The sequence below is a fragment of the Paraburkholderia sp. MPAMCS5 genome, assembly GCF_036016995.1.
GTDB lineage: Bacteria > Pseudomonadota > Gammaproteobacteria > Burkholderiales > Burkholderiaceae > Paraburkholderia.
In genome coordinates, this window is the sequence record NZ_JAYXBK010000005.1 from 280,435 (window position 1) to 292,382 (window position 11,948).

Genomic DNA, 11,948 nt, shown 5'->3' on the forward strand with positions numbered 1-11,948 from the left:
TATGAACTACCTCTCCACGCGCGGCGCCGGAGCCGGCGAGCGCCACACCTTCTCCGACATCCTGCTCGGCGGTCTCGCGAAAGACGGCGGCCTGTATCTGCCCGCGCAATATCCGCGTGTCAGCGCCGACGAGCTGACGCGCTGGCGCACGCTGCCGTACGCTGATCTCGCCTTCGAGATCCTGTCGAAGTTCAGCGACGACATTCCTGTAGAAGATCTGCGCGCTCTCACGCGCAAGACGTACACCGCCGAAACCTACTGCCACGTGCGCGACGACGGCGAGGCTGACAGGCTCGCCGCGCAGATCACGCCGCTCAAGACGCTCGGCGTCGAAAACGGCGCGCCGCTGTCGCTGCTGGAACTGTCGAACGGTCCGACGCTCGCGTTCAAGGACATGGCGATGCAGCTGATCGGCAACCTGTTCGAATACACGCTGGACAAGCACGGCGAGACGCTGAACATTCTCGGCGCGACGTCGGGCGACACCGGCAGCGCCGCCGAATACGCGATGCGCGGCAAGAAGGGCATTCGCGTCTTCATGCTGTCGCCGCACAAGAAGATGAGCGCGTTCCAGACCGCGCAGATGTACAGCCTGCAAGACCCGAACATTTTCAACCTCGCGGTCGAAGGCGTGTTCGACGACGCGCAGGACATCGTGAAGGCCGTCTCGAACGATCACGCGTTCAAGGCGAAGTACAAGATCGGCACGGTCAATTCGATCAACTGGGCGCGCGTCGTGGCGCAGGTCGTGTACTACTTCAAGGGCTATTTCGCCGCCACGAAGAGCAACGACGAGCGCGTGTCGTTCACGGTGCCGTCGGGCAATTTCGGCAACGTGTGCGCGGGTCACATCGCGCGCATGATGGGTTTGCCGATCGAAAAGCTGGTGGTCGCGACCAACGAAAACGACGTGCTCGACGAGTTTTTCCGCACCGGCATCTACCGCGTGCGCAAGGCGGCCGAGACGTATCACACGAGCAGCCCGAGCATGGATATTTCGAAGGCGTCGAACTTCGAGCGCTTCGTGTTCGACCTGCTCGGCCGCGATCCGGCGCGCGTGCTGCAACTGTTCCGCGACGTCGAGGAAAAAGGCGGTTTCGACCTCGCGGCAAGCGGTGATTTCGCGCGCGTGAAGGAGTTCGGTTTCGTGTCCGGCAGCAGCAACCACGACACCCGCGTGGAGACGATCCGCGACGTCTTCCAGCGCTACGACACGATGATCGACACGCATACGGCCGACGGCCTGAAGGTCGCGCGCGAACATCTGCAGTCGGGTATTCCCATGATCGTGCTGGAAACCGCGCAGCCGATCAAATTCGGCGAAACGATTCGCGAGGCGCTGTTGCGCGAGCCGGAACGTCCGGCTGCGTTCACGGGGCTGGAGTCGCTGCCGCAGCGATTCGAAGTCGTGCCGGCAGACGCGCAGCGCGTGAAGGACTTTATCGCGGCGAACACGGGCGCCTGATTGCCGTGACGCGCGGGCCGGCGGCCCGCGTGCGAGTTCAAACATGAGTTCAAGCGCGCTTGCCGCAATCCCCGCGGCAAGCAGGCCAGAATCTGCAGAATCGCCGGCAGAAGCGCCGGCCCAAGCGCCGGCCCAAGCGCCGAAAAAACCCTCCACCAAGCCACCGCACGACAAGCCGCGGCCATCGACCGCTACAATGTTCTTTTAACCTGCGGCTTCGAACTGAGATGTCCACTCCCACGCCCCGCGCTCCGATGCTCGCCACCGCCGAAGCCCTCGCGACGCTCCTCGGCGCCGCGAGCCCGGTTATCGGCAGCGAATCTGTTCCGACGCTCGAAGCGCTTGGCCGCGTGTTGTCGGCCGACGTCGTGTCGCCGCTCGACGTCCCGCCCATGAACACGAGTTCCATGGACGGCTACGCGATCCGCGCCGCCGACATCACCACGCACGGCAACCGCCGTCTGCCGGTCTCGCAACGCATTCCCGCCGGTCACGCGCCCGAGCCGCTGAAGCCCGGCACGGCGGCGCGCATCTTCACCGGCGCGACGGTGCCGCCGGGCGCCGACGCCATCGTGATGCAGGAGCAAACCGAAGCCGCCGGCGACGAAGTCACGATTCTGCACAGCCCGAAATCCGGCGAATGGATCACCGCGCAAGGGGCGGACATTCGCGGCGGAGCGGTCATCCTTCCGGCCGGCACGCGGCTCACGCCGCAGGCGTTGGGGCTCGCCGCGTCGGTCGGTTGCGCGCAGCTCGAAGTGCGGCGGCGCGTAAAGGTCGCGGTTTTCTTCACCGGCGACGAACTCACCATGCCCGGCGAGCCGCTCAAACCCGGCGCGATCTACAACTCGAATCGCTTCACGCTGCACGGCCTGCTGGAAAAACTCGGCTGCGAAGTGACGGACTACGGCATCGTCGCCGACCAGCTCGACGCCACACGCGCCACGTTGCGTGAAGCCGCGCAGGCGCACGATCTGATCCTGACCAGCGGCGGCGTGTCGGTCGGCGAGGAAGATCACGTGAAGCCGGCCGTCGAGGCAGAAGGGCGCCTCGCGATGTGGCAGATCGCCATGAAACCCGGCAAGCCGCTCGCGTTCGGCGCCGTGCGGCGCGCGGCGTCGTCGTCTGCGCAAACCGCCGGGGCTGCCCGCACCGAGACGTTTTTCATCGGCTTGCCGGGCAATCCTGTTTCGAGCTTCGTGACTTTCCTGCTGCTCGTGCGCCCATTCGTTCTGCGTCTGGCGGGCGTTGCGTCCGTCGAGCCGCGCGCGCTGTCGCTGCGCGCGGACTTCACGCAGGGCAAGGCGGATCGCCGCAACGAATTCTTGCGGGCGCGCGTCAATGCGGCCGGCGGGCTGGATCTGTTCCCGAACCAGAGTTCGGCCGTGCTGACATCGACCGTATGGGGCGACGGCCTGATCGACAATCCGCCCAACCATGCGATCAGCGCCGGCGAAACCGTGCGCTTCATCCCTTTTTCCGAATTGCTGAATTGAGGCCGGCGACGCCGGCGGCATCCGATGAAGATTCAACTCCGATATTTTGCGAGCGTGCGTGAAGCGCTCGATCTGGCCGACGAGACGGTCGAGGTGCCCGACGGCGTGGCGACCGTGGGCGACGTGCGCGCCTGGCTGCGCGTGCGCGGCGGCATCTGGGCCGATACGCTCGCCGAGGGCCGCGCGCTACGCATGGCCTGCAATCACGTCATGACGAACGCAGGCACGCGCATCACCGAAGGCTGCGAAGTCGCGTTTTTCCCGCCCGTCACGGGCGGCTGACCCGCCAGGAGCCGGCCATGCCCGTTCGTGTCCAAACCGAAAACTTCGATCTCACCTCCGAGGTCGCCGCGCTGCGCGCCCGCAATCCGAAGATCGGCGCGGTGGTGTGCTTCGTCGGCACCGTGCGCGATCTGAACGACGGCAGCACGGTCGAAACCATGGAGCTGGAACATTATCCCGGCATGACTGAGAAGTCGCTGGAAGCGATCATCGTGAAGGCACAGGCGCGCTGGCAGGGCATCGAGGTGCTGATCGTGCACCGCGTCGGCAAGCTTTATCCGCTCGATCAGATTGTGCTGGTCGCGACCACGGCGGCGCATCGCGGGGACGCATTCGCGTCGTGCGAATTCGTGATGGACTACCTTAAGACGCAGGCGCCGTTCTGGAAGAAGGAAAAAACCGAGACGGGCGAGCGGTGGGTCGACGCGCGCGTGACCGACGACGCCGCGCTTGCGCGCTGGGGAATCGAATCGGGGAATGGCGGCGCGCAGTAGCCGCAGGCCACGCTGCCAGTCATCAAGCTCACTCGTCGCGCGAACGCCCGATAATGCGCGTCGGAAACGGCTCGCCCGCGGGCCGCTCCGGAAGCTGCGGCTCATCGTCGCGCGGAGGGCGCTTCGGCGCGACGCGTTCGAGCAAAGCCTGCTGTTCCGCCGGAATCTTGTAGTCCCAGCCGAAGCGGCTCAATTGCAGGCTCTGCGCAATGCGCAGCGCCGGTTCCATGAATCTGACCGCGGCCACCGGCTCGTAACGCGACTCGACCGTGTCCAGGAACAGATACAGCCAGCGGCTGAAATGCTGCGGCTCGACACCTTCGAGCGGCTGATGCGCCTGCTGCACATTGCCGCGATACTGCTTCGCGCCGAGCACGAGCGACGCCCAGAAGGTGCACATTTTCGGCAGATGATCGTCCCAGCGGCCTGCCAGCGTCGCATCGAACACGGGGCCGAGCAGCGGGTCGGCGCGCACGCGGTCGTAGAAGGCGTAGACGAGCGCGCGAATATTCGCTTCGGTGGGCTCGGCGGCGCGCTCGACAACCGGCGCGGCGGGAAATGAGGGTTTCATGCGAATTCCAGAAATAGGCGACGATTGCTCCGCAGCTCGCCACACCGCGCCACAAACCGTCAGGATTGCCCCCAAATTAGGCTGATCGAGCGGAAGTGGGCCGTAAATACCATGCGTTTCATGTGAACGGGCACCGAGAAACGTTACCATTGGTGTCTAACGTCCGGCCTCATTCGTGCAGCCCAATTAAAAATGTAGCAACTCTGCATCTTATGGCGAAGCCGCGGCCCCCGGCAACCCTTGCGTCGACGCGGTTATCCCACGGATCGCGGCTTGCGCTCATCGTGACACTGTACCTATGAGACTGACCGACTACACCGACTACTCGTTGCGCGTCCTGCTTTACCTGGCTATCCGCGGCGAGGGCTTGTCGACGATCCAGGATATCTCCGATTCGTACGGCATTTCCAAAAATCACCTGATGAAAGTGGTGCAGCAGCTCAGCGAACTCGGCTGGGTCGAGACCGTGCGTGGGCGCAACGGCGGCCTGCGGCTGGCCGAAAACAGCCGCGCGTTGACCGTCGGCGAGATCGTGCGCGCCACGGAAAGCGATTTCGCGCTGGTCGCCTGTTTGCCGGACCAGAACGGCGAGAGCCGCTCCTGCGTCATCACGCCTCAATGCCGGTTGCGCAGCGTGCTGGAGGCGGCGCGTCACGCATTTCTCGCGGAACTGGACCGCCATACGATCGACGAACTCGCCGGTCCGCACGGCCCGCTCGCGGCCTTGCTCGGCATCCACCCCATTATTCCTGTCGTGCCCGTGCCGTCCGCTGGCCCCGTTGGGCCGACATCCGCCAATTCGGCGAGCGACAAGCCAGTGCCGATCGCGTGACAGCGGCTGCCCGGCGCGGCCCAGGCAATTTCCGCGCGTCAAATGTCAAAAACTCCTTCGGGACGTCAAAAAAGCGCTTGAAACCTGAATAAATCGCCTCATTTTGGTGGTAATCGAAATTGGAGGTCTCGAATGAGAATCGACAAACTCACCACTAAATTCCAGGAAGCACTGGCGGACGCGCAGAGTCTCGCGGTCGGCCATGACAATCAATACATCGAGCCGGTTCACGTGCTGTCGGCGCTCGTCGCGCAACAGGACGGCTCGGCGCGCTCGCTGCTTTCACGCGCCGGCGTGCACGTACAGGCGCTCAAAACCGCGCTCGACGAGGCCATCACGCGTCTGCCGCAAGTGCAGGGCACCGACGGCAACGTGCAGATCGGCCGCGAGCTGACCGGTCTGCTGAATCAGGCGGACAAGGAAGCGCAGAAGCTGAACGACACGTTTATCGCGAGCGAGATGTTCCTGCTCGCGGTCGCGGACGACAAAGGCGAAGTCGGCCGGCTCGCGCGTCAGCACGGCTTGTCGCGCAAGTCGCTCGAAAGCGCGATTGCCGCGGTGCGCGGCGGATCGCAGGTGCATAGCCAGGACGCCGAAAGCCAGCGCGAGGCGCTGAAAAAGTACACCGTCGATCTGACTGAACGCGCGCGGGCCGGCAAGCTCGACCCGGTGATCGGCCGTGACGACGAAATCCGCCGCTCCATTCAGATTCTTCAGCGTCGGACCAAGAACAATCCGGTGCTGATCGGCGAGCCGGGCGTCGGTAAGACTGCGATCGTCGAAGGGCTCGCACAGCGCATCGTCAATGGCGAGGTACCGGAAACGCTCAAGGGCAAACGCGTGTTGTCGCTCGATATGGCTGCGCTGCTGGCCGGCGCGAAATATCGCGGCGAGTTCGAAGAGCGTCTGAAGGCCGTGCTGAACGACATCGCGAAAGACGAAGGACAGACCATCGTTTTCATTGACGAAATTCACACGATGGTCGGCGCGGGCAAGGCCGAGGGCGCGATGGACGCGGGCAACATGCTGAAGCCGGCGCTGTCGCGCGGCGAGCTGCACTGCGTCGGCGCGACCACGCTCGACGAATACCGCAAGTACATCGAGAAGGACGCCGCGCTCGAACGCCGCTTCCAGAAGGTGCTCGTCGACGAACCCACGGTCGAGGCCACGATCGCGATTCTGCGCGGCTTGCAGGAAAAGTATGAGCTGCATCACGGCGTGGACATCACGGACCCTGCGATCGTCGCGGCGGCCGAACTGTCGCATCGCTATATCACCGACCGTTTTCTGCCGGACAAGGCCATCGATCTGATCGACGAGGCCGCTTCGAAGATCAAGATGGAAATCGACTCGAAGCCGGAAGAGATGGACCGGCTCGACCGCCGCCTGATCCAGTTGAAGATCGAACGCGAGGCCGTCAAGAAAGAGAAGGACGAAGCGTCGCAAAAGCGTCTGCAACTGATCGAAGAGGAAATCGAGCGGCTCGATCGCGAATATTCGGACCTCGAAGAAATCTGGACCGCGGAAAAAGCCGCGGTGCAGGGCAGCGCGCAACTGAAGGAAGATATTGACAAGACGCGCGCCGAAATCACGCGCTTGCAGCGTGAAGGCAAGCTCGAAAAGGTCGCCGAGCTGCAATACGGCAAGCTGCCGGGGCTCGAGGCACAACTGAAAGAAGTGACGCAAGCCGAGGCAAAGGAGCAGAACAATCCGACGCGTCCGCGCCTGTTGCGCACGCAGGTCGGCGCGGAGGAAATCGCTGAAGTCGTGTCGCGCGCCACGGGCATTCCGGTCTCGCGCATGATGCAGGGCGAGCGCGAAAAGCTGCTGCAGATCGAAGAAAAGCTGCACGAGCGCGTGATCGGCCAGAACGAGGCGATTAGCGCGGTGGCCGATGCGATCCGTCGCTCGCGTGCCGGTTTGTCGGACCCGAATCGTCCGTACGGCTCGTTCCTGTTCCTCGGACCGACCGGCGTGGGCAAGACGGAGTTGTGCAAGGCGCTGGCGTCGTTCCTGTTCGATTCGGAAGATCATCTGATCCGGATCGACATGAGCGAGTTCATGGAGAAGCATAGCGTCGCCCGTTTGATCGGCGCGCCGCCGGGCTATGTCGGTTATGAGGAGGGCGGCTACCTCACGGAAGCCGTGCGCCGCAAGCCGTATAGCGTGATCCTGCTCGACGAAATCGAGAAAGCGCATCCGGACGTGTTCAACGTGCTGCTGCAAGTGCTCGACGACGGCCGCATGACCGACGGCCAGGGCCGTACCGTGGACTTCAAGAACACGGTGATCGTGATGACTTCGAACCTCGGTTCGCAGGTGATCCAGTCGATGGTCGGCGAGCCGCAGGAGGCGGTGAAGGACGCCGTGTGGGAAGAAGTGAAGCTGCACTTCCGGCCCGAGTTCCTGAACCGGATCGACGACGTCGTGGTGTTCCATGCGCTCGACCGCTCGAACGTGCAGTCCATCGCGCGGATTCAGTTGCAGCGTCTGCACGAACGGCTGGCCAAGCTCGACATGCAACTGGTGGTGTCGGAGGACGCGCTGGAGCACGTCGGCAAGGTCGGCTACGACCCGCTGTTCGGCGCGCGGCCGCTGAAGCGCGCGATCCAGCAGGAGATCGAGAACCCGGTCGCGAAGCTGATTCTGGCCGGCAAGTTCGGTCCGAAGGACGTGATTCCGGTCGAACTCGAAGACGGCAATCTGGTGTTCGAACGCGTGGTGCATTGACGCGATTCGACGCGCGAGGTGACGCTGCGGCGCCACGCCGAAACGCGCGCATATGACAAAGCGGCAACGAAGGTGACTTCGTTGCCGCTTTTTTTCGGCCGCCGAGCCGGCGAGGCGTGGCTCGCGCGGCCTGATTATGCGATTGACGTGTCTTAGGCAGTGCCCTTGCCGAACAGGGCGGACAGGCCGCCGAGCGCGCCCAGCACGGTCGTCGCATTCAGTTTGCCTTCGGCCGGCACTTCGCCTTCCGGCGTCGCGGCGTTGACCACGTGCGGCAAAATCTGCGACAGCAGGCCGGTGACCTGATCCGGTTGCACGCCGGCTTTCGCCGCGAGGTTGGTCACGGCTTCGTTGCCGAGCACGCTATGCAACGCATCGGCGGCAATCGGCTGATTCTCGCCGTTGCTGACCCACGACGACACGACGTCGCCGAGGCCCTTGTCCTGGAAGCGTTGGATCAGGCCGTTCAGGCCGCCCGGCTGGTTATTGACGAATTCGAGTGCGGCTGCGATCAGCGCTTGCTGGCTGCCGCCTTCGGGCGATTTGCCAACCAGGGAACCGAGGGTGTCGAGTAGGCTCATGACGGTCTCTCTTGAGTGCCGACACGCGGACGACGCGTCGGCGGGTGATGCGCCGCGCGGTTGCGCGGCGTCGGGGGAAGGAAGGCGTGCCGCGGCGCGACGCCGAAGTGTCCGTGACGCGCCGAAGCGCGATGACGGCACGCAACGTCGCGGCGGCCGCTCGACCTTGCCAGGTTAATGAATTGGCTTGCGCAGGGACTTCAGGCGCCGCCCGATGCTGCCGCCGCGGACGCAGCCTTGCTCTTCTTCGCTTTCTTCTTCGATGCCTTCGTGCCGGATGCATCGGCAGGCGCGCTTGCGCTGGCGGCGGGCGCCGCGGCGGTTGTGGCCGGCGCGAATGCCGGGGCAGCTTCGGAGGCCGCTGCCTTGCCTTTCTTCTTCGATGACTTCGAGGCCTTCGTGGCGGAAGCCTCGGCAGGCGCGGCCGGCGTTGCCGTCGCGGCGGCGGTGGCGGTGGTGGTGGACGCGGCAGCCGTTGCGGCAGGCGCGGTCTTCGTGCTCGCGGACTTCGCGGCGGCCTTCGCGCCCGTCGGCGGCGTCGACGCGCCGTTGATCGTCAAGCCCGCTGCTTCCAGATTCACGACCGACTTGTTGCCGATGCCTTTGACACGTGCGGCCAGATCGTCGGCGTCCTTGAACGGGCCGTTCTTCGTGCGTTCGTCGATGATCGCCTTCGCGTGCACCGGGCCGATGCCCTTGACGGATTCGAGCGCCGCCTGATCGGCGGTATTGACTTCGACGGCGGACGCAAATCCCGCCGACAGCGACAAGACCACAGCAACACACAGCAGCAGAAGCTTCTTCAGCATGGCAAGCACTCCATGGATGGCAAAAAGTTGGCCGGGAACGGGCGACGCATTCTGTCAGCAGGCGCTGCGCTTAAGCATAGGACAAATGCGCGCCCTGATTTGCGAACGCCGACGATTTATACCGATCGATTGATGGCAAGTAAATCGTTTTGGACAATATTTAAACCTTTTGCCTCGTAACGAGGCGCTTATGAGTCGATTGATGAGCGGATCGATCGTATCGATTTTCGCGCGTGTCATAAGCGCCAGGTACGCGCTGAAAATGACAGCGCGGCGCGCTTGACTTAGAGTGCACTCGAAGTCCTAACCTGAGTCCTGTCATGCCGAAAACGTCGAATGCACTCACTATCGGGCAAGTCGCCGAAACCATCGGCGTCTCCACGCACACGCTGCGCTATTACGAGCAGGCCGGGTTGATCCGCGCGGTCGGCCGCACGCAGGCGGGGCATCGACTGTATTCGCCGGCCGACCTCGACTGGTTGCAGTTCGTGATGCGGATGAAGGCGACCGGCATGCCGATCGCCGGCATGCAGGCGTTTGCCGCGCTGCGTGCCGAAGGGCCGCCGACGGTCGGCGCGCGCCGCGACATGCTGGTGGCGCATCGCGATGCGGTGCTGGCGCGGATCGCCGGGTTGCAGACCAACCTCGGCGCGATCATCGACAAGATCGCGTACTACGACGGCGAAGCCGCCCTAGCGACGTCCGCGGCGGCAAGTGCGGCGGCGGGTGCGGCACGGCAGATCGACGACACGTCATCATTTTCACACTCGGAAAAGGACTCACCATGGACCACGCACCGACCGACCGCTACACGCAAGGCTTCGACAAACTGAAGGAAATCGACGGCTTGGCAGGCGAGCAGGTGATCGCCGCGCTCGCGCCGATTGCGCCGGACTTCGCGCGTCTTCTGATCGAATTCGGTTTCGGCGATATTTACAGTCGTCCGCAGCTCGATCTGCGCGCGCGGGAGATCGCGACGATCGCTTCGCTCGCGACGCTCGGATGCGCGCAACCACAGTTGAAGGTGCATATCGAAGCGGCGCTGAATGTCGGCTGCACGCGCGAGGAGATCGTCGAAGTCTTCATGCAGATGGCGCTTTATGCGGGGTTTCCGGCGGCGCTGAATGCGCTCTTCGCGGCGCGCGAGATTTTCGAGCGGCACGACCGGGTATCGAAAGAGACGAAGGCGGACAGCGGCGCCGAAGTCGCGCAGGCGGCGTGAGCGAGGCGAGGGGCACGCGCGTTGGTTTGGCGCGTGGCGCGGGCTTCAAACAGCCACGCCAAACAAAGCCCTCAAACAAAGCCCTCAAACAAAGCCGTCCTGCCCGAGCGCCGTCGCGGCGCGCACGTGCCGCTTGCTCACCACGCGCCAGTAAAGCAGCAAGCCGATGCCTGCAATCGCGAGGCTCGCCGTATTGGCGACCCAGAAGCCGCGCGCCCCGGTCAGCCAGACCGGGATGTCGCCGGTCACGTTGAAGCCGAGCAGATAACCGCCGCCGAGCCCCACGCCCCACAACGCGAGCGCATAGATCACGGTCGGCACGACGGCGACCTTGTAGGCACGCAGCACGAACGCCGTGGTGATCTGCAACGCGTCGAACAGGTGATAGCCGACGACGATCAGCACGAGCGGCATGGCCGCTGCCACGACTTGCGCGTTCGGCGTATAGCCTTCGATCACGTAGGGGCGCAGCACCAGCATGATCGCGCCGTAACAGCAGGCGATTGCGACGGCCATCATGATGCCGTGACGCGACAGCGTGCGCGCCGCCTCGGCGCGGTGCGCGCCGAGCGCCTGAGCGACGAGCGTGGACGAAGCAATGCCGATCGACAGCGGCGTCATATATAACACCGCGCCGATGTTGCCGGCGATCTGATGGCCCGCGAGCGTCGTCGTGCCGAAGCGCGCGATGAAGAGTGCCATGAACGTGTAGGACGTGACTTCGATCAGATAGGACAGTCCCATCGGAATGCCGAGGCGCAACTGCGCGGCCTGACGCTGCCAGACCGGCCAGCAGAAATGCCTGAAGATCGCGAAGGGCGTGAAGATGTCGACGCGCATCAGCAGCACCAAGGCCAGGATCGCGAGCGCCCAGTTGATCATCGTGCTGGCGAGCGCGCAGCCGGGCCCACCGAGCGCCGGTACGCCGAGCCCGCCGAAAATAAACCACGTATTGAGCGGCACCTTGAGCAGCAGGGCGCCAATCTGCAGAATCATCACGAGCCGCGGCTTGCCGAGCGCATTGCTGATCGAACTGTAGACGCGAAAGACGAGGCCGGCCGGCAGGCCGAACGCCAGAATCCGCAGATACGAGACCGTGCGCTCATGCAGCGCCTCAGGCACGCGCGCGAGATGCAGCAGGTGGCCGGGGAAGAACAGAATCAGAAAGCCGATCACGGTGAGGGCCAGCGCGAGCCACAAGGCTTGCCGGACTTCCTCGCCGATCTCGGCATAGCGGCGCGCGCCGTATAGCTGCGCGGTGATCGGCTGGAGCGCGGTGAGAATGCCGGTCAGGCCGATGTAGACGGAAATATAAATCGACGAGCCCAAGCCCAGCGCGGCGAGATCGACAGCGGAATAACGGCCCACCATGGCCGTGTCGATCACGCCGAACGCGATGATCGCCAGTTGCCCGATCAGCACTGGCCACGCGAGCCCGGCGATTTTCCGTACATCGGCGAGCATGG

At 64.2% G+C, this 11,948-nt stretch carries 12 protein-coding genes; 8 read left to right on the plus strand and 4 right to left on the minus strand.

Annotated features, from left to right (window positions below):
• The first annotated feature begins 1 nt into the window (after position 1).
• From thrC to VOM14_RS14170, 4 genes are all read left to right on the plus strand, one after another.
• Entirely contained in the window at positions 2 to 1,465 is a 1,464-nt protein-coding gene (thrC, locus tag VOM14_RS14155; protein ID WP_327629338.1) for a threonine synthase, read from the plus strand.
• A 254-nt stretch (positions 1,466 to 1,719) separates the two neighbouring features.
• A complete protein-coding gene (locus VOM14_RS14160) occupies positions 1,720 to 2,961 on the plus strand; it encodes a molybdopterin molybdotransferase MoeA (protein ID WP_327629524.1) in 1,242 nt (413 codons plus the stop codon).
• A gap of 24 nt (positions 2,962 to 2,985) precedes the next feature.
• Positions 2,986 to 3,243: a molybdopterin converting factor subunit 1 gene (gene moaD / locus VOM14_RS14165; RefSeq protein ID WP_327629339.1), complete on the plus strand. Its 258-nt coding sequence runs from the start codon at positions 2,986 to 2,988 to the stop codon at positions 3,241 to 3,243.
• Positions 3,244 to 3,260: 17 nt separating this feature from the next.
• Positions 3,261 to 3,737: a molybdenum cofactor biosynthesis protein MoaE gene (locus tag VOM14_RS14170; protein ID WP_327629340.1), complete on the plus strand. Its 477-nt coding sequence runs from the start codon at positions 3,261 to 3,263 to the stop codon at positions 3,735 to 3,737.
• A 28-nt stretch (positions 3,738 to 3,765) separates the two neighbouring features.
• Here VOM14_RS14170 and VOM14_RS14175 read toward each other — a convergent pair whose 3' ends face one another.
• A complete protein-coding gene (locus tag VOM14_RS14175; RefSeq protein ID WP_327629341.1) occupies positions 3,766 to 4,308 on the minus strand; it encodes a group III truncated hemoglobin in 543 nt (180 codons plus the stop codon).
• Positions 4,309 to 4,606: 298 nt separating this feature from the next.
• Here VOM14_RS14175 and VOM14_RS14180 point away from each other — a divergent pair, with 298 nt between their 5' ends.
• Both VOM14_RS14180 and clpB read left to right on the plus strand, forming a co-directional pair.
• Positions 4,607 to 5,140, plus strand: coding sequence for an Rrf2 family transcriptional regulator (locus tag VOM14_RS14180; protein ID WP_327629342.1), 534 nt, complete (start codon positions 4,607 to 4,609; stop codon positions 5,138 to 5,140).
• Positions 5,141 to 5,272: 132 nt separating this feature from the next.
• Entirely contained in the window at positions 5,273 to 7,870 is a 2,598-nt protein-coding gene (gene clpB / locus VOM14_RS14185) for an ATP-dependent chaperone ClpB (protein ID WP_327629343.1), read from the plus strand.
• A 152-nt stretch (positions 7,871 to 8,022) separates the two neighbouring features.
• On the opposite strand, the gene VOM14_RS14190 is transcribed toward clpB, so the two are convergent.
• Complete coding sequence (locus VOM14_RS14190) at positions 8,023 to 8,592, minus strand: YidB family protein (protein WP_442955542.1); 570 nt, start codon at positions 8,590 to 8,592, stop codon at positions 8,023 to 8,025.
• A gap of 59 nt (positions 8,593 to 8,651) precedes the next feature.
• Complete coding sequence (locus VOM14_RS14195) at positions 8,652 to 9,260, minus strand: ComEA family DNA-binding protein (protein ID WP_327629345.1); 609 nt, start codon at positions 9,258 to 9,260, stop codon at positions 8,652 to 8,654.
• 320 nt (positions 9,261 to 9,580) lie between these two features.
• On the opposite strand from VOM14_RS14195, the gene VOM14_RS14200 reads away from it, so the two are divergent.
• Complete coding sequence (locus VOM14_RS14200) at positions 9,581 to 10,093, plus strand: MerR family transcriptional regulator (RefSeq protein WP_327629346.1); 513 nt, start codon at positions 9,581 to 9,583, stop codon at positions 10,091 to 10,093.
• Positions 10,045 to 10,482 (plus strand): carboxymuconolactone decarboxylase family protein, encoded by a 438-nt coding sequence (locus VOM14_RS14205; protein WP_327629347.1) that lies wholly within the window; start codon positions 10,045 to 10,047, stop codon positions 10,480 to 10,482. Before VOM14_RS14200 ends, VOM14_RS14205 begins: the two co-directional genes overlap by 49 nt.
• A gap of 84 nt (positions 10,483 to 10,566) precedes the next feature.
• Here VOM14_RS14205 and VOM14_RS14210 read toward each other — a convergent pair whose 3' ends face one another.
• Positions 10,567 to 11,946, minus strand: a complete 1,380-nt coding sequence (locus VOM14_RS14210) for an MATE family efflux transporter (protein WP_327629348.1) — start codon at positions 11,944 to 11,946, stop codon at positions 10,567 to 10,569.
• Positions 11,947 to 11,948: the final 2 nt, after the last annotated feature.